Here is a 19,338-nt window from a genome sequence, read left to right as displayed (position 1 = left end):
TTATTTTCTCCAATCTAAAATTCCAAATTTATTGCCCACTTCGATAGCTTCTTCATAACCAGCATCAGCATGCCTATAAATACCAAGTGCAGGGTCATTAAAAAGCACTCTTCTAATACAGCGCTCTGCCCTTTCAGTACCATCCACAAGAATTACCATTCCAGCATGCTGTGAATACCCTATTCCTACACCACCACCATGATGGAAAGAAACCCAAGTGGCACCCCCAGCAGTATTAGCCATAAGATTGAGTAGTGGCCAGTCTGAAATTGCATCACTACCATCCTTCATCCCTTCTGTTTCTCTATTAGGTGAAGCGACTGAGCCACAATCTAAATGATCTCTACCAATCACAATTGGAGCCTTTACTCTACCACTTTTTACAAGCTCATTGAATATCAAACCAGCTTTTTCACGCTCACCAAGCCCTAACCAACATATTCTACTTGGTAACCCCTGAAAAGCCACCTTCTTCTCTGCCTCCTGTAGCCAGTGAATCATATGTTTATTTTCAGGAAATGCCTCCATTAAAGCTCTATCGGTTTCATAAATATCCTCAGGATCTCCTGAAAGTGCAGCCCATCTAAAAGGCCCCTTCCCTTCGCAAAATAATGGTCTTATAAACTCTGGAACAAACCCATTGAAATCAAAAGCATTTTCTACACCACCCTCTTTTGCAAACTCTCTTATATTATTTCCATAATCAAAAACTACACTACCCCTTTTTTGCATCTCAAGCATTGCCCTTACATGCCTTGCAATTGTTTTTATTGCTAAATCTCTATATTTTTTCGGATCCTTTTTCCTCAATTCAAAAGCCTCTTCTAATGAAAGGCCTGATGGAACATATCCATTTACAGGGTCATGAGCAGAAGTTTGATCTGTAACAATGTCTGGTATAATACCATCTGCAAGTAATTTTTCTAAAACATCAGCAGCATTCCCTACAAGTCCAACAGATATGGCTTTTTTCTCCTCTTTAGCTTTGAGTACGATATTTATAGCCTCTTCGTAAGAATAAGTCATTATATCTAAGTATTTAGTATCCAATCTTTTTTTGATTCTTTCGGGATCCACATCAACACCTAAGAAAGTTGCACCAGCCAAAGTCGCAGCCAATGGTTGAGCACCACCCATACCGCCCAATCCACCAGTAACAAGAAGCTTACCACTCAAATCGCCATTAAAATACTTTTTACCACAGGCAACAAATGTTTCATAAGTACCCTGTAAAATCCCCTGAGAACCGATGTAAATCCAGCTACCAGCTGTCATCTGCCCATACATAATAAGCCCTCTTTCTTTTAACTGGTTAAAATAATCCCAATCTGCCCATTTTGGCACAAGATTGCTGTTTGCTATTAAAACCCTGGGAGCTTCCTCATGAGTCCTCACAATTCCAACAGGTTTACCTGATTGAACAAGAAGACTATGCTCATTGTCCATAGTTAAAAGAATCTCTACAATCTTTTTCAAAGTCTCAGGATTTCTTGCTGCCTGACCTGTGCCACCATAAACTATTAAATTTGCTGGATCTTCTGCAACTTCTCTATCAAGATTATTTAGAAGCATCCTCAAAGGAGCTTCAGTCTGCCAAGATCTAGCATGAAGCACATTTCCCCTAGGGGCTTTATACTCTGGATGATTGGCATATTTTTTAATGAATTCCGAAAAGTTCATAATAACCTCCATATAAATCTATATTTTTTGATTTTGCTATCGATTCAGCAGCTTTTACCATCTCGCCGCTCTTAATAATTTCCACACCTTTTTTAAGATCGTTTGAAAAGATTCTATCTTCATCTGCATGATCAATATATTCTCTTACTACTTTATGGCACTCTTCTAAAACTATCCCAGACCTTAATGGTCTTCTAAAATCAAATGCCTGAGCAGCACAAACAAGCTCAACAGCTAATATTTTTTCTAAATTATCTAAAATTTTGTAAAGTTTCCTTGCGCTTATAGAACCCATACTCACATGATCTTCCTGCCCTAATGAGGTTGGGATGCTGTCTGCACTTGCTGGGAAACAAAGAGATTTATTTTCACTTGCCAAAGCGGCAGAAGTGTATTGTGGTATCATAAAACCAGAGTTTATACCTGTATTTTTCATCAAAAGTTTAGGTAGTCCCACATTCCCTTCTAAAAGTAGATATGTCCGCCTATCAGAAATATTGCCGATTTCACTCATTGAAAAAGCAGCATAATCTAAAGGTAAAGCAATCGGTTGCCCATGAAAATTACCACCGCTTATGATATCTTCACTAGAAAATATTATTGGATTATCAGTGACAGAATTAATCTCTGTATGAACAATCTCTTTAAAATGCAAAAATGTATTCCAGGTAGCTCCATGAACTTGAGGGATACATCTTAATGAATATGGATCCTGAACTCTTTCACAATTTTCATGTGATTTTAATATTTCTGATCCTTTTAAAAGAGTTCTAAATTTGTGCGCCACATACAAAGCACCTTTATACTCTCTTAACCTATGCAACCTTTCATCAAACGGTCTAAGAGATCCCATCAATGCCTCAAGAGTCATAGCACCTATAATGTCGGCATTTTCTAGGATATTTTTCATTCTTACCAGCGACAAAACTCCAAAAGATGACATAAACTGAGTCCCATTTATCAACGCCAACCCCTCTTTTGCTCCAAGTTCGATAGGGTCGATACCAAGTTTTTGCAACAACTCTCCAGTTTCAAAAATCTCACCTTTGTATTTCACATAACCATAACCTATCAGAGGCAAAAACAGATGCGCAAGTGGTGCAAGATCACCGGATGCACCTACTGACCCCTGCTCAGGCACAAGCGGTATAATATCATTTTCTAAAAACCAAAGCATTCGCTCAACTGTTTTAGGTTGAACTCCCGAATAACCAAAAGATAAAGCATGAGCTTTAATGATGATCATTGTTTTTACTATGTCATCATCAAGAAAACTACCAACCCCAGCGCTATGACTTTTTAAAAGATTATATTGAAGCTTTATTGTATCATCCGCAGAAATCTTTGTAGAACAAAGTGGCCCAAAGCCAGTATTTATACCATATACAGGTTTTTCACCCTTTGCCACTTTTTGTGTTTCATGATAAGAGTGATTAACTTTTTGATATGTTTCTTCATCCAAAATAGGTTTTAATTTTTTATTCAAAATATCTAAAATTTTTTTAGCACTCAGTCTATCTTTTCCTAATAAAAAGCTTTTCATCAATTCCCTCTCTCCTTTTGTATTTAATATGAAATTGTTGCCCAAAAGTCTAACACATTGTAATGACCAATTTTTATAAGATTGCTTCGGCAACTTTTGATACCTCGCAATGACCCTAAAATACTGTCATTGCGAGCATTAGCGAAACAATCTAAAGATTTAAAGCTGCTAACACTGTGCAACGCTCTCAATATATTGACTCCCTTTTTGTAGAACCATCTTTAGCATATCTAAAACGTGTTCCTATCTTGTATTTATCACCAGGAGCTATAAATTTTACATAAGTAACAACATCATTTCCAAGCCATGTCCTTCTTGACAACTGCAAACATGGTGTGTTTTTGCTAATTTTAAGCAATTCACAAATCATCCTATCTGGCATAATCGCTTCAACAATATGCTCAGCTTCTGTTAAAGCAGTGGTTCTCATTAAGTACTGGTGAGCTGTCTCTTTTGTAAAATCTACATTGAGATAATCAGGAACAATTTTTGGATTTACATATCGTATCTCTATCTGAAATGGTTCATTATCTGCAAAATGCAAGAACACTGATTTATAAACTTTATCACCACTATTAAGACCCATTAACTTTACTATTTCACCTTCTGCAATAGTAACCTCTACATCTATAACCTCTAAGCTATGCTTTTTGCCCATTTTCTCGATTTCATCAATCACTCCTCTAATTTCAAGCATCTCAGCCACATTACTTTCATAAGCTACATAAGTCCCTTTCCCCTGGACCCTTTTTAAAATATTTTCTGATGTCAATTCTCTAACAGCTCTATTTACAGTCATCCTGCTTACATTAAACATTTTTGCAAGGTCGTTTTCAGAGGGGATCTTAAAACCAGGCTTCCACTCATTTGAATGAATTTTATTAAGTATAAAATTCTTTATCTGAACATAGCTTGGTGCTATCACATCATTCATAATTCACCTTTCTAAATTCTTTCAATAAAAATAGATATTAATATTTTAAAAGGTTATTGTATATACAACTATATACATAATTAGTCAAGCGTATTATTTTCTTGACTTTAACAAATAATTAAATATTATTCAGCAATGAACTTACTGAGACCTTTTTTAGCCGCTGTTGCAGCTTTTCTTATTTGGGGATTTTTACCTTTCTATTGGAAAGCATTAAAAGAGATTAACGCCCTTGAAGTGTTAGCTTATAGAATAGTTATGACATTCATTCTTTTAGTATTTTATCATTTTTTCACAAATAGAAACACATTAAAAAAATTGTTTAATATAATTACTTTAAAAAAACATGTCATAAGTTCCATATTTTTAGCATCAAACTGGTTGATTTATGTGTGGGGAGTTGTCAATAATCATATCATAGAATGCAGTCTTGGGTATTACCTCACCCCTCTTGTTAGCGTTTTCTTAGGAGGGCTCATATTTAAAGAACAATTTTCCAACATTCAAAAAATATCAATTATATTAGCTACATTATCGGTTTTAAATATTATTGTATCTCTTAAAATAATTCCATTTATTGCAATTGGCTTAGCATTCTCTTTTAGCATGTATTCAGTATTCAGAAAAAAATCTAAACTTTCTTCCATTGATGGTCTCACCGTTGAATCTTTTCTATTATCAATCCCTTTTGCAACATATATCTTTATTTATGGTTCAAATCTCATCACAATCTCATCAACAATCTCATTTTTATTATTATTTAGTGGAGTTGTTACAGCTACCCCTTTGCTACTTTATGTTTATAGCATTAGAGAATTACCTTTATCTACCGTTGGAATGTTACAGTATATAGGCCCAACACTTATGTTCTTAATTGGACTTTTTTACTATAAAGAAAGTTTTTCCCTAATGTATTTTTTAAGTTTTCTGATAATATGGTTAGCAGTAATACTATTTACTTATGAATCAATAAAAAATAGATAAAAAATTATTGTTTTTTACTTTTGTTGCGTATCTCAGAAATTCTATTTTTTTCAAAAGCAAATTCTTGAATATCTTTTAAAAACTTTTCGGGATACTTATCTGCATAATAACTATAAGGTTTAATACCGAAAATAATATCAAACAAATCATTATCGAATATTTTTTCTAAAAAGATATTAAACTCACCTAATGTCTCTAAATCATAATGTGAAGGTACAAATTCTTTTACAAACTCTCTTAATAAAAGCTCATTTTCAAGCATCGCTCTTTTTGAGGCTAAAAACACACATTTTTTATATTCTTTCGTGTTTTTTATATCCATTAATGTCCCCTCAAAAGTAAAGAAAGATAGGGAGAAACCTCCCCCTATCTAATTATAAAACTTCTTTTGCAATCTCTCTACCAGCTGCAAGTGCTTTTTTATTTAACTCTTCAGTGCCCTTTGGTACTTTACTCAACACTGCCTTTTCTAAAGACTCAAAAGACACTACCTCCGCAATTTCATTTAAAACACCTAATGTAACAATGTTAGCAACAAGAGATTTACCAACTTTCTCAGCAGCAGTTTTAATGATAGGTAGTGAGTAAAGCTTAAAATTACCACTTGGTGGGTTTTTTACCATCAAGCTATCAACGATAACAATGCCGCCATCTTTTACTGCAGATGAAAACTTATCAGCAGCTTCTTGTGTCAAAGCTACTAAAATGTCTGCATCAATTACTTTTACATAAGTAATTTCCTCATCACTAATAACCACTTCAGATCTTGCAGCACCGCCTCTTGCCTCTGGGCCATAAGACTTTGTTTGTACTGCATTTTTACCATCGTAAACTGCTGCAACCCCAAGGATTGCACCAGAAGTAATCATACCTTGTCCACCGGATCCGCTTAATCTAACATCTACCCTTGCCATTGTTACTCTCCTTTTTTTAATCCAACAGTAGCATCATAAGTTTCTACATATTCTGGTTTTTCCTCTTTATGCAATACACCAATTACAAACTTATCAACTAACTCTTCTGGGCTCATTCTATCAGCTTTTGCCTTTTGAACAGCATTATCTTTCATCCACAATAGCATTGAAGTTGGAGTTTTAAATTTATTCTTTCTACCATAACCAGTTGGACAAGCATTTATAATTTCTACAACACTAGTACCTTTATGCAACAACGCTTCTTTAATCATTTTTTCACAATGAGTGGTATGATAAGCTGTAGATCTTGCTACAAAGGTAGCACCAGAACCAATTGCAAGATTTACAACATCAAAATTATTTTCTGGCATACCATAAGGAGCAGTTGTAGCCCAAGCACCTTTTGGAGTTGTAGGTGAATATTGAGCACCTGTCATACCATAAATATTGTTGTTAAATACCAAAATAGTAATATCTAAATTCCTACGACATGCATGGATAAAGTGGTTACCACCAATAGCAGTCATATCACCATCGCCACCAAGTGCGATAACTTTTAAATTTGGATTAGCCAATTTAACACCTGTTGCAAATGCAATAGATCTACCATGGGTGGTATGAAGTGTGTTAAAATCTACATATCCTGGTAATCTACTAGCGCACCCAATACCTGATGTAACTACTATTTCATTTTTATCCCAGCCAAGGCCATCAATTGCTCTGATAAAAGACTTTAAAACTATACCATAGGTACAGCCAGGACACCATATATGCGGAAATTTCTCATTTCTTAAGTATCTACTGTAATCGTAAGCCATTTAAGCAAACCTCCTAATTTTCTCTAAAATCTCAGAAGGCAATATTGGGTCAAGCATCAAGCTATATAAGCCCTCTACCTCACAACGACCTTTTGCTACCCTTTCAACCTCAAGAGTCATCTGACCAAGATTCATTTCTGGCACAACAATCCCTTTTATATTGTTAGTAGAAATAATTTTATCTAAGTGTTTTTCAGGAAAAGGCCATATTGTAAGTGGTCTTAGTAAACCAGCTTTTATCCCCTTCTCTCTAGCTTCAATAACTGCAGCCTTAGCAGATCTTGCATTAACACCAATTGCAAAAACAAGGATATCTGCATCATCAGTGTAAAATTCTTCAACTTTCACAATATCATCATAATTCTTGTTTAATTTTTCTATTAACCTTACTGTATTTTTTGTATGAAGAACAGGGTCATTTGTAGGAAAACCTGTTTCATCATGGTGTAAGCCAGTTACATGCCATCTATATCCTGCACCAAAAGGTGGCATCGGATTAATATCTTTTTCCATATCATAAGGCAAATATTCTTCAGGTGGAACACCTGGATCTTTTATTCTATCAATCACTTCTAATTCACCTGGTTCAGGAATTACAATAGACTCCATCATTTGACCTATAATAGCATCAGTCAACACTATAACAGGGCATCTATATTTTTCAGACAAGTTAAAAGCTCTAACAGTTTCTGTAAACTGTTCTTGAACAGATGCAGGTGTAACAGCTATTATAGGATGATCTCCATGAGTACCCCATTTTGCAGCCATAATGTCAGACTGGCTAGGACCTGTAGGCATACCAGTAGAAGGGCCACCCCTCATAACATCTACAATAACAACTGGTATTTCACATAAACATGCAAAACCTAAATTTTCTTGTTTTAATGATAGACCAGGACCACTTGTAGCAGTTAAAGCTTTAACACCAGCAAGTGAAGCACCAATAACTGATGCCATTGCTGCAATTTCATCTTCCATCTGTATAAATCTACCACCAACTTGTGGCAATCTTTCAGCCATTCTTTCAGCTACTTCTGATGAAGGTGTAATTGGATATCCACCATAAAAACGGCAACCAGCATATAAAGCACCTTCAGCCACAGCATGATTACCCATCATAAATTGAACATTTTTAGCCACTTTTAAAGCCTCCTAAGTTATTCTTCTTTCTTATAAACTACAATTGCAAAATCAGGACATCTTAATTCACATTGCATACAAGCAATACATTTGTCTAAATCTTTAACTGCAGCTTTGAAATCTCTCATTTCTAAACATCCAGTAGGACAAAGCTCAACGCAAATCTCACAACCTTTACACCATTTTGTATTGATTTCTATTCTCTCAGCCTTTGCCATTTACCTCTCCTTGTTCTAATTACTTAAAACTTTTGCAACAGTTTCACCTATTTCTGCTGGGCTCACAACAACATGAACACCAGCAGCACTTAATGCATCCATTTTTTCTTTAGCTGTACCCTTACTACCAGAGATAATAGCACCTGCATGACCCATTCTTTTACCCTTTGGAGCTGTCTGACCAGCGATAAATGCCACAACAGGTTTTGAAATATTCTCTTTTATGTATTCAGCTGCTTGAATCTCCAAATCACCACCAATTTCACCAATCATAACAATCGCTTTTGTTTCAGGGTCTTCTTCAAACATTTGTAACAACTCTTTATAACTCAAACCAATTATTGGATCACCACCAATACCAACAGCAGTAGAGATACCTAACCCCTGCTTAACAATCTGATTACTAGCCTCATAGGTAAGGGTACCTGATTTTGAAATTAGACCAACTGGCCCTTTTTTGAAAATAAAACCAGGCATAATGCCAATTTTACACTCTTCAGGGGTAATAATACCTGGGCAGTTCGGCCCAATCATTTTAACTTTTCTATGTTTGAGATATTCTTTAGCGTACATCATATCTTTTACTGGCGTTCCTTCAGTAATTGCAACTACCAACTCTATACCAGCATCAGCCGCTTCCATAATCGCATCAGCAACAAATGCAGGTGGAACAAACACCAAAGATACAGTTGCACCAGTTGCTTTTACTGCTTCTTCTACTGTATTAAAAACAGGCACACCAAGATGCTCTGTACCACCTTTACCAGGAGTAACGCCACCTACTATCTTTGTGCCATAGGCCATACATTGTTCTGCATGAAAAGTACCTTCTTTTCCAGTAATCCCCTGAACAATAACCTTTGTATCTTTATTTACTAATATGCTCATGCCAACCCCCTTTCTGCTGCCTCAACAGCTTTTCTTGCACCATCTTTCAAGTCTGTTGCAGCTATAAGCTGTTTAATACCAGAATTATTTAATATTTCTGCCGCTTCTTCAGCATTTGTACCATCTAATCTAACAACAACAGGTACATTTACTTGGGTAGCTTTTGTTGCTTCGATTATACCGTTTGCAACTCTATCACAACGAACAATTCCACCAAATATATTTACGAATATCGATTTTACATTTGGATCTCTCAATATAATTTCAAACCCTTTAGCAACAGTCTCAGCACTTGCTCCACCACCTACATCTAAGAAGTTTGCAGGTTTTCCACCTTCATGCTTAATTATATCCATAGTAGCCATTGCAAGTCCAGCACCGTTTACCATACAACCAACATTACCATCCAATTTTACATAACTGAGTCCATATTTAGCAGCTTCAATTTCAGTAGGCTCTTCCTCTGTCAAGTCTCTCATTGCCAGTATTTCAGGCTGTCTATAAAGAGCATTATCATCAAAACCCATTTTAGCATCAAGAGCGATAAATTTACCCTCTTTTGTCAATACAAGTGGGTTTATCTCTATCAAGTTAGCATCGTAATCCATATATACATTGTATATCGCCTGCGCAAAACTGATGAATCTGTTTACCAATTCTCTTGGTAAACCAAGTCCAAAAGCAAGCTTCCTACCATGAAAACCTTGGAATCCGATTGTAGGATTTATAGCAACTTTTATAATTTTTTCTGGACTTCTTGCAGCAACCTCTTCAATCTCAACTCCACCTTCAGAAGAAGCCATCATAACAGGCATTTCCAAAGACCTATCTAATACCATCCCTAAATAGAACTCTTTTTCAATATTTACACCTTCTTCTATATATACTCTATGAACAACTTTCCCTTCAGGACCTGTCTGATGGGTTACAAGTTTGCTACCTAACATCTGCTTTGCAATCAGACCAACTTCTTCGGTAGATCTTGCAAGTTTTACACCACCTGCCTTACCTCTACCACCAGCGTGAATCTGCGCTTTAACTACCCAAACATCTAAATCGCCGCCAAGCTGTTGAGCAGCTTTAACAGCGTTTTCTGGTTTAAACGCTACAAAACCTCTTGGGGTTGGTACACCATATTTTCTGAAAATCTCTTTGGCTTGGTGCTCATGAATATTCATAGCTCACCTTCCTTTTTTTGTATTTTCTTTCGAATTGTCGTTCATCATTACTACCCTCTCCCCGATTTTTCAAGTTTTTTTTAAGGTGAGCTATTTTTAAAACGGGGTGTTATAAACCCCGCAATTATTTTATAAAAAGCCAAGTCTCTTCATATCCTCAACAAGTTTTTTAACTGCATTAATTGAGTTCTCAAGCATAGCTTGCTCTTCTTCATTTAGAGACAGTTCAATAACCTTCTCCACACCATTTGCTCCAAGTACTACAGGAACTCCCAAATACATATCTTTAACACCATACTCCCCATTTAACCAAGCACATACAGGGAGAACTCTCTTTTGATCTCTCAAAACAGCCTCAGCCATAGCTATAGCACTTGAAGCAGGAGAATAGAATGCTGAACCTTTTTTCAATAATGCAACTACTTCACCACCAGCTTTTCTTGTCCTTTCAACTATTGCATCCATAACCTCTTTAGCCTTAGCAGCATCACCATATTTTTGCTCTAATAATTCCATAACAGGGATACCGTTGACATTAGCATATCTTACAAGAGGAACCATAGTATCACCATGACCACCAAGAACAAGAGCATTAATATCTTTAACTGACAAACCAAGCTCCCATGCTATGAATGAAGCAAAACGGGAAGAGTCAAGAACCCCAGCTTGTCCATAAACTCTATTGTGAGGGAAACCAGTAACTTCTCTCATAAGAGTAACCATAGCATCAAGAGGGTTAGAAATTACAATAACATGAGAATCTGGAGCATATTTTTTAATATTTTCTGCAACAGTTTTAATTATATTTGCATTAGTAGTTAAAAGATCATCTCTGCTCATCCCTGGTTTTCTTGGCAAACCAGCAGTTACGATACATAAATCCGCCCCTTCAATATCAGCATAGTCGTTTGTACCCTTAACAGATACATCAAAACCATCAACACGAGCTGCTTCTGCAATATCAAGACATTTACCTTGTGGCATATCCTCTACAATATCATACATAACCACATCACCAAGCTCTTTTAAAGCACAAAGTTGTGCTAAAACACCACCAATCTGTCCACCACCTATTAAGGCTATTTTTGGTCTTTTAAATGTTGCCATACGAGCCCCCTTTTTATTTATTTGGCAAAAGCCATATATACTTAAGCCAGGCTTTAAGCCTGGCTACCTTTTATAAACTATCAATAATCCCATTTAAAGTAACACTAGGTCTCATTGCTACTGATAATTTTTCTTTATCAGGATGATAATAACCACCTATATCAACAGGTTTACCTTCAGCAGCCATAATTTCATTTAATATTTTTTCCTCATTTTCCTTCATTGCAGTAGCAACTTTTTCAAAAGTGTTTTTTAATTCCACATCTTCTGTTTGTTCTGCAAGGGCTTCTGCCCAATACATTGCAAAATAGAAATGCTCCCCTCTATTATCTAATTGTCCAACTTTTCTTCCTGGCCACTTTTGATTCTCTAACAGCTTACCTACAGCCTTATCTAATGCATCTGCCATAACCTTAGCCTTTTTATTACCATACTGGTTGTAGATGTGTTCTAATGATGCGCCAAGAGCAGTAAATTCTCCAAGTGAATCCCATCTTAAATGACCTTCATTTAAAAACTGCTCTACATGCTTTGGAGCAGAACCACCTGCACCAGTTTCAAACAAGCCACCACCAGCTAAAAGTGGAACTATTGAAAGCATTTTTGCGCTTGTACCAAGCTCTAAAATTGGGAAAAGGTCTGTTAAATAATCTCTTAAAACATTCCCAGTTACTGAAATAACATTTTTACCCTGTCTTACAAGCTCACAAGTTAATTTCATAGCTTCTCTTGGAGCCATTATTCTGATATCTAAACCTTCTGTATCGTGCTCTTTAAGGTATTTTTCAACTTTTTTGATTAACTCACTATCATGTGCTCTATTTTTATCTAACCAGAAAATAGTTGTATCACCGGTAGCTTTTGCTCTATTAACAGCTAATTTAACCCAATCTTTTATAGCAATATCTTTAGTCTGACAAGCTCTCCAAATATCACCTTTTTCAACTTTGTGCTCAAATAAAACATTTCCATCAGCATCTACAACTCTGATTACTCCATCTCCAGGAGCTAAAAAAGTTTTATCATGAGAACCATACTCTTCAGCCTTCATAGCCATCAAACCAACATTTGATACACTTCCCATTGTAGATCTATCAAATGCACCATTCTTCTTACAATCTTCTATTATTTCTGCGTACATTGTTGCATAGCTTCTATCAGGAATAATACATTTACAATCATGTTGCTGACCATCAGGTCCCCACATTTTACCACCATCTCTTACTACCACAGGCATAGAAGCATCTATGATAATATCGTTTGGCATATGGAGGTTTGTTATACCTTTATCAGAATCAACCATTGCAAGAGGTGGATTCTTCTCATAAACTTTCTGGATAGCATCCTCTATCTCTTTCCTTTTATCTTCAGAAAGCTTTTGCAATTTTTTATAAATATCACTTAAACCATTATTTGGATTAACACCTACTTCTTCAAATACATCAGCATATTTTTCAAAAACTTCTTTAAAATACGTTTTTACCGCATGCCCAAACAATACTGGGTCTGAAACTTTCATCATTGTTGCTTTTAAGTGCAATGAGAAAAGTACACCTTTCTCTTTTGCATCTTTAATCTGCTCTGCATAAAACTCAGCAAGCTTCTTAGCACTCATAAAAGTGCCATCTAATACTTCCCCCTCTAAAAGATGAAGTTTATCCTTTAAAACAGTCACATTGCCATCTTTATCCACAAATTCGATTCTAACATCAGTTTCTTTATCAAGTGTAACTGATTTTTCATTTTCATAAAAATCACCACCAGACATGTGCGCCACATGACATTTCGAATCTGCACTCCAAGGTTTTAATGGCAAACCCATAGAATTAGGAAACTTTTGAGCATATTTCTTAACTGCAAGTGGTGCTCTTCTATCAGAGTTACCCTGCCTCAAAACTGGGTTTACTGCACTACCCAATACCTTAGCATATCTTTCTTGAATTTTCTTTTCTTCTTCTGTTTTAGGTTCTTCTGGATAATCAGGCACATTATAACCCTGCTTTTGTAACTCCTCAATAGCCTCTTTTAACTGTGGAATTGACGCACTGATATTTGGCAACTTAATGATATTTGCCTCAGGTTTATTAACTAATTCACCAAGATACGCCAAATCATCGTTAACTTTTTGTTCATCAGTTAAATAATCTGGAAAAGTTGCAAGTATCCTACCTGCAACAGAAATATCCCTAACTTCTACATCAATATCCGCATGTTTTAAATAACCTTTTACAATTGGCAACAAAGAAAATGTTGCTAAATAAGGCGCCTCATCAGTTTCTGTCCAAATTATTGTAGGTTTTTTCTCAGCCATAACCACTCCTCACATACTATTATTTAAATTATAAATGTATACTGTATACAGATATATATAATTTCATATTTAATGTCAAGAAATATTGATATTCACTATATTAAAACAGTTTTTTTAAATATAACTACTTTACAATATTAATTAAAATTCAAATATTTTTCCTAAATTTTCATTTATTATTTCACAATATATATCAATAAATTATATTTTATACTTAAAAGATTTTAAAATTTAACAATTTTAATATTTTATATCAAACAATTAAAAACATGATTTTTATTATTTAAAAACAATAAATAAACACTATTGAGTTTTCTATAGTTATAGTTTTTTTCAATAAAAATAGGGAGCTATAAAAGCTCCCTTAATTTATTTAAGCATAATCTAACTTGAAATCACCCATTTTATGAAATTCTAAATATCTGTAAACTTCCTCTTTGTTTGGCTCTAACTTCTCTTTCACTATCTCAAAATATTCTTCAGGTGTTGGTAATTTCCCTTTTAAAGCTGCAACAGCTGCCAACTCTGCAGAACCTAAATATACCCTTGCACCATCACCCATTCTATTATCAAAGTTTCTTGTAGATGTAGAAATTACTGTAGAGCCTGACTTAACTCTAGCTTGATTACCCATACAAAGTGAACAACCTGGAATTTCTGTTCTTGCTCCTATTTGAGAATAGATAGAGTAGTAACCTTCAGCCATCAATTGAGCCTTATCCATTTTTGTAGGTGGAGTTAACCAAATCCTTGTAGGTGCTTCCTTATAACCTTCCCAAATTTTACCAGCAGCTCTAAAGTGACCAATGTTTGTCATACACGAACCAATAAACACTTCATCTATTTTATCACCTGCAACTTCACTTAAGAGTTTCACATCATCAGGGTCATTTGGACAAGCTACGATAGGCTCAGTAATTTCTGATAAGTCTATTTCGATAACTGCTGCATATTCAGCATTTTCATCTCTTTCAAGTAATACAGGATTTTCTAACCATTTTTCACAATCTTCAATCCTTCTTTTCAATGTATCAGCATCTTGATAACCTTCTTCAATCATCTTCTTCATAAGTGCAATATTACTTCTCAAAAATTCAGCCACACTTTCTTCTGATAATTTTATTGTTGCACCAGCAGCAGATCTTTCAGCAGAGGCATCAGTAAGCTCAAAAGCCTGTTCAACAGTCAAGTTTGGTAAACCTTCCATTTCTAAGATTCTACCATTGAAAATATTTTTCTTACCCTTCTTCTCAACAGTAAGCAACCCCTGCTTTATTGCAAAATATGGGATAGCATTTACCACATCCCTTAAAGTAATCCCAGGGTTTAACTCCCCTTTAAATTTTACAAGTACAGACTCAGGCATATCAAGAGGCATAAATCCCAATGCTCCAGCAAAGGCTACAAGACCAGATCCAGCTGGAAAAGATATACCAATAGGAAATCTTGTATGCGAATCACCACCTGTACCTACAGTATCTGGTAACAACAATCTGTTTAACCATGAATGAATAACACCATCCCCAGGTTTTAATGCTACACCACCTCTTTCTATAATAAATTGAGGTAGTGTTTTATGCATTTTAACATCAGCTGGTTTTGGATAAGCTGCAGTATGACAGAAAGATTGCATAAACATAGGTGATTGAAACTTAAGACAAGCCAACTCTTTTAACTCGTCAGCAGTCATTGGACCAGTGGTATCCTGAGAGCCAACAGTAGTCATTTTCGGCTCACAAGCAGTGCCTGGCAATACACCAGGTAACCCACAAGCTTTACCAACAATTTTTTGAGCTAAAGTGTATCCTTGATTTGGTTTTGGTTTTGGATTGTCAGGTTTAATAAATAAATCACTCTCACCTAACCCTAAAACCTCTCTTGCTTTATTTGTTAAAGAACGACCAATAATAAGATTCAATCTACCACCAGCTCTAAACTCATCTCTCAATGTAGGAGGTTTAATTTGAAAAGTTGACAATACTTCTCCATTTTCACTTCTAATTTCACCCTTTTTCGTATCAATAATTACTACATCTCCAGTATTAAGCTTTGAAACATCACACATTATTGGTAAACCACCAGAATCCTCCACAGTATTAAAGAAAATAGGTGCAATTAAACCACCAATAACTATTCCGCCTCTTCTTTTATTAGGAACATAAGGGATATCTTCGCCAATATGCCACATTACTGAGTTTGTAGCAGATTTACGAGAAGATCCTGTACCAACAACATCGCCTACAAAAGCAACTTTATACCCTTCTTCTCTAAACTTTTTAATTGTATCAATACCGCCAGGAAATCTTGTTTCACCCATACTTAAAGCATGCAGTGGTATATCTGGTCTACTCCATGCATGTTTTGCAGGGGATAAATCATCAGTATTTGTTTCACCATCAACTTTAAAAATCTTAACCTTAATCTCATCAGGAAACTCAGGTTTACTTGTAAACCACTCCCCATTAGCCCAAGACTCTAATACCTCTTTAGCATACTTGTTAGTTTTTGCCATTTCAGCTACTTTATCAAACGCATCATAAACCAAAATAGTATGCTTTAAAGCTTCTGCAGCTTTAGCTCCAAGCTCCTCATCGTTTAACAAATCAATTAAATATCCCACATTATAACCACCCAACATTGTACCAAGCATAAAAACAGCATCTTCTTTGCTAACAACAGGAGAGCTCTTTTCCCCTTTTGCAATCTTGTAAAGCCATTCTGCCTTTACTTTTGCTGCTGGATCAACACCAGGAGCTACTCTGTCTCTAATTAAATGTAACAAAAAATCTTTTTTATCAGCTGGAGGATTTTCTAATAATTTGCAAACCTCCTCTGTCATTTCAGCAGATAGTGGTAAAGGAGGAATCCCCAAAGCTTCTCTTTCTTTTACATGTTCCATATACTTATCTAACATAAATCACCCCTCACAGAAATTTTAGGATGTTGCACAATATCACTTAAACTTTTTTAATCATTGAGATTGCTTCAATAAATTATTACTAATCATTGATATCTTTTTAAACTACTGTAATTATAATTGAAGCAATCTCAAGCTAAAGCACACATTATTGTGCAACATCTCAATTTTGTATACTGTATACTATTTTTTTTATCTTTTGTCAATTTACTAAAACATCTTTTTATATTTTGTAGTCATACAATGCATTTACATAATTATTTGTATTGTACAAAGTTTTTGATATACTTTATAACACTTTTTTGTTTTAACAAAAATAAAACGCTATTTAATTGTATACAATATACAGTTGACATAAATCAGAATTTATGGCATAAAATTAATGATTATTCACAATAAAAATCTCTTGTGAGGGTGACTATGGAGTTAAAAGAGGCAATATTAGAACTTATTAGAAGGGCATCCACAGATTTACCACCAGATATTGAAAAAGCTTTACAAGAAGCTTATGAAAGAGAGGATGAGGGTACCCCTGCAAAAAGCGTTTTTAAGACAATATTAGAAAATGTAAAATTAGCAAGGGAAAACTCTACCCCTATTTGCCAAGATACGGGCTCATTAATTTTTTATATTGATTATCCAGTTGGTGAAGCTGAAAAAACTTATAGAGAAGCTATTGAATGGGCTGCAGCAGAAGCTACAAAAAAACAGTACTTAAGACCAAATGCTGTAGATCCCATTACTGGGAAAAACTCTGGCAACAATGTTGGGAATAATGCACCTTACATTCATTTTCATCAATGGGATAAAGATGAAGTCAGAATAAGACTAATGCTCAAAGGTGGTGGTAGCGAAAATGTAGGAATTCAGTATAAACTTCCTGATTCCAATTTAAGAGCTGGAAGAGACTTAAAAGGTGTAAAAAAGGTTATCATTGATGCGGTTGTTAAAGCTCAAGGTTTTGGTTGTGCTCCAGGGACTATTGGAGTTGGTATAGGTGGAGACAGAGTTACATCTTATGCACTCTCTAAAGAGCAATTTTTTAGAAAACTTAACGAAAGAAATCCTAATCCAGAAATAGCAAAACTTGAAGAAGAATTGTACAAAGAACTCAATGAGTTAGGCATAGGACCTATGGGTTTTGGTGGAAAAACTACTGTTTTGGGTGTCCATATTGACGCTCAGCACAGGCATCCAGCAACATATTATGTAGCAATATCTTATATGTGCTGGGCTTATAGAAGAAAAGCTATGACAATTAAAAATGGCGAGGTGACTTATGCCGATTAAATTAACTACTCCAATAAGTGAAGAAGAAATTAGAAAATTAAAAGTTGGTGATGAAGTACTTTTATCTGGAACAATAGTAACAGCAAGGGATCAGGCTCATAAATTGATGGTTGAGGAAAGACCTGATTTTATAAGAGAATATTTAAAAGATTCTGTGATATATCATTGTGGCCCAGTAGTGAAAAAAAATGAAGATGGAAGTTGGTCTTTTGTTGCAGCAGGGCCAACAACTTCATCAAGGGAAGAACCTTATCAAGCTGATGTAATTTGTGAATACCAAGTCAGAGGTGTAATTGGTAAAGGTGGAATGGGTCCTAAAACAGCAGAAGGTTTACAAAAATGCGGTGCTGTTTACTTTCACGCTGTAGGTGGTGCTGGTTCATTAATTGCAAAAAAAGTAAAAAAAGTAAAAACTGTATTTAAGTTAGAAGAGTTTGGCACTCCAGAAGCTTTTTGGGTAATTGAGGTGGAAGATTTCCCTGTAGTAGTCACAATGGATTCTCATGGTAATAGTCTTCACAAACAAATATTAGAAAAATCTCAAGCTAAAGCAAAGGAATTGATGGGTCTTTAAAAAAGCGGGGGTATCCCCCTTCTTTTTACGATTATTCTTTTATCATTAATAAATTGCGTAATTTATTTATATCATTATTTAACAACCTAAATTAATCATAAATATATTTATAACAATACTATAAATTATTAATTTTAAATTGAATTTATTATAACACTACTTATATTTTATAAAAAATATTTAGGAGGTATCAAAATGCACAAAAAAAGTATTGAACTTTTAAACAAAGCTATAGCTGAAGAGATGACTGCACTCCAACAGTATATGTATTTCCATTTTCATTGTGATGACCAGGATTTAGATATTTTATCATTTATTTTTAGACAAAATGCTATCCAAGAAATGATTCATGTAGAAAAATTTGCTGAAAGGATACTTTTTTTAAAAGGTGAAGTTGAATTAAAAGCCTCAAATGATGTACAAAAAATCAAAGACCCTATAGAAATGTTGAAAATGGCTAGAAAATTAGAAGAAGAAGCTATAACCCTTTATAATCAATTCGCTTTGGAATGTGCCAAAAATGGAGATGCTATAACAAAACAATTATTTGAATCTGTAATAGCAGAAGAAGAAAGACATTATGATGATTTTGATAAAGAGGCTGAGAATATAGAAATTTATGGCAAAGAGTATCTAGCTCTTCAATCAATGGAAAGAGCAAAAAAAAGAGGAATTCCAAGACCTAATCCATCAATGGAATAAAATGGTAAGGCAGCAAAGTGCTGCCTTATTTTTTATAATATAGTATGTGTTTTTTTACCTAAATAAGCTTCCTGAATTTTTTCTGAATTTAACAGTTCCTCAGATGTTCCAGAATAAACAATTTTTCCTACTTCCAAGAC

Annotated in this window: 17 protein-coding genes; 4 read left to right on the top strand and 13 right to left on the bottom strand. The window is 34.9% G+C overall.

Features of this window, described 5'->3' with window-relative positions; translation table 11 throughout:
- From hutU to hutC, 3 genes are all read right to left on the bottom strand, one after another.
- The gene (gene hutU, locus OWM07_RS01105; RefSeq protein ID WP_423301827.1) at positions 1–1,680 is read right to left on the bottom strand and encodes a urocanate hydratase; all 1,680 of its coding nucleotides are present in this window, start codon (positions 1,678–1,680) and stop codon (positions 1–3) included.
- A complete protein-coding gene (gene hutH / locus OWM07_RS01100; protein ID WP_423301826.1) occupies positions 1,658–3,223 on the bottom strand; it encodes a histidine ammonia-lyase in 1,566 nt (521 codons plus the stop codon). Before hutH ends, hutU begins: the two co-directional genes overlap by 23 nt.
- Before the next feature lie 187 nt (positions 3,224–3,410).
- The gene (hutC, locus tag OWM07_RS01095; protein ID WP_423301825.1) at positions 3,411–4,157 is read right to left on the bottom strand and encodes a histidine utilization repressor; all 747 of its coding nucleotides are present in this window, start codon (positions 4,155–4,157) and stop codon (positions 3,411–3,413) included.
- A gap of 135 nt (positions 4,158–4,292) precedes the next feature.
- Between hutC and rarD the strand changes: the two genes are divergently transcribed.
- Positions 4,293–5,141 carry an EamA family transporter RarD gene (rarD, locus tag OWM07_RS01090; RefSeq protein ID WP_423301824.1) on the top strand — a complete coding sequence of 283 codons (849 nt, stop codon included), beginning with the start codon at positions 4,293–4,295 and terminating at the stop codon, positions 5,139–5,141.
- Positions 5,142–5,145: 4 nt separating this feature from the next.
- On the opposite strand, the gene OWM07_RS01085 is transcribed toward rarD, so the two are convergent.
- The 10 genes from OWM07_RS01085 to acnB form a co-directional block, all read right to left on the bottom strand.
- Complete coding sequence (locus tag OWM07_RS01085; protein WP_423301823.1) at positions 5,146–5,463, bottom strand: succinate dehydrogenase assembly factor 2; 318 nt, start codon at positions 5,461–5,463, stop codon at positions 5,146–5,148.
- Positions 5,464–5,515: 52 nt separating this feature from the next.
- Complete coding sequence (locus OWM07_RS01080; RefSeq protein WP_423301822.1) at positions 5,516–6,055, bottom strand: 2-oxoacid:acceptor oxidoreductase family protein; 540 nt, start codon at positions 6,053–6,055, stop codon at positions 5,516–5,518.
- A 2-nt stretch (positions 6,056–6,057) separates the two neighbouring features.
- The gene (locus tag OWM07_RS01075; RefSeq protein WP_423301821.1) at positions 6,058–6,873 is read right to left on the bottom strand and encodes a 2-oxoacid:ferredoxin oxidoreductase subunit beta; all 816 of its coding nucleotides are present in this window, start codon (positions 6,871–6,873) and stop codon (positions 6,058–6,060) included.
- A complete protein-coding gene (locus tag OWM07_RS01070; RefSeq protein ID WP_423301820.1) occupies positions 6,874–8,013 on the bottom strand; it encodes a 2-oxoacid:acceptor oxidoreductase subunit alpha in 1,140 nt (379 codons plus the stop codon). It lies immediately after the preceding gene.
- 17 nt (positions 8,014–8,030) lie between these two features.
- Positions 8,031–8,231, bottom strand: a complete 201-nt coding sequence (locus OWM07_RS01065; RefSeq protein WP_423301819.1) for a 4Fe-4S binding protein — start codon at positions 8,229–8,231, stop codon at positions 8,031–8,033.
- A gap of 15 nt (positions 8,232–8,246) precedes the next feature.
- Entirely contained in the window at positions 8,247–9,119 is an 873-nt protein-coding gene (gene sucD / locus OWM07_RS01060) for a succinate--CoA ligase subunit alpha (RefSeq protein ID WP_423301818.1), read from the bottom strand.
- Positions 9,116–10,297: an ADP-forming succinate--CoA ligase subunit beta gene (sucC, locus tag OWM07_RS01055; protein ID WP_423301817.1), complete on the bottom strand. Its 1,182-nt coding sequence runs from the start codon at positions 10,295–10,297 to the stop codon at positions 9,116–9,118. The genes sucD and sucC overlap by 4 nt, the downstream gene beginning before the upstream one ends.
- A 129-nt stretch (positions 10,298–10,426) precedes the next feature.
- Positions 10,427–11,404 carry a malate dehydrogenase gene (gene mdh / locus OWM07_RS01050; RefSeq protein ID WP_423301816.1) on the bottom strand — a complete coding sequence of 326 codons (978 nt, stop codon included), beginning with the start codon at positions 11,402–11,404 and terminating at the stop codon, positions 10,427–10,429.
- A 70-nt stretch (positions 11,405–11,474) separates the two neighbouring features.
- Positions 11,475–13,715 (bottom strand): NADP-dependent isocitrate dehydrogenase, encoded by a 2,241-nt coding sequence (locus OWM07_RS01045; protein ID WP_423301815.1) that lies wholly within the window; start codon positions 13,713–13,715, stop codon positions 11,475–11,477.
- Positions 13,716–14,088: 373 nt separating this feature from the next.
- Positions 14,089–16,629, bottom strand: coding sequence for a bifunctional aconitate hydratase 2/2-methylisocitrate dehydratase (gene acnB / locus OWM07_RS01040; protein WP_423301814.1), 2,541 nt, complete (start codon positions 16,627–16,629; stop codon positions 14,089–14,091).
- 423 nt (positions 16,630–17,052) lie between these two features.
- Between acnB and OWM07_RS01035 the strand changes: the two genes are divergently transcribed.
- From OWM07_RS01035 to OWM07_RS01025, 3 genes are all read left to right on the top strand, one after another.
- Positions 17,053–17,922, top strand: a complete 870-nt coding sequence (locus tag OWM07_RS01035; RefSeq protein ID WP_423301813.1) for a fumarate hydratase — start codon at positions 17,053–17,055, stop codon at positions 17,920–17,922.
- Positions 17,912–18,496 (top strand): FumA C-terminus/TtdB family hydratase beta subunit, encoded by a 585-nt coding sequence (locus OWM07_RS01030; protein ID WP_423301812.1) that lies wholly within the window; start codon positions 17,912–17,914, stop codon positions 18,494–18,496. The genes OWM07_RS01035 and OWM07_RS01030 overlap by 11 nt, the downstream gene beginning before the upstream one ends.
- Positions 18,497–18,691: 195 nt before the next feature.
- Positions 18,692–19,198: a ferritin-like domain-containing protein gene (locus OWM07_RS01025; protein ID WP_423301811.1), complete on the top strand. Its 507-nt coding sequence runs from the start codon at positions 18,692–18,694 to the stop codon at positions 19,196–19,198.
- Positions 19,199–19,338: the final 140 nt, after the last annotated feature.

This window comes from Deferribacter thermophilus (assembly GCF_049472675.1).
GTDB classification, from domain to species: Bacteria; Chrysiogenota; Deferribacteres; order Deferribacterales; family Deferribacteraceae; genus Deferribacter; species Deferribacter thermophilus.
The sequence above is the reverse complement of the archived record's forward strand: the minus strand, read 5'-3'. Positions and strand labels throughout refer to the sequence as shown.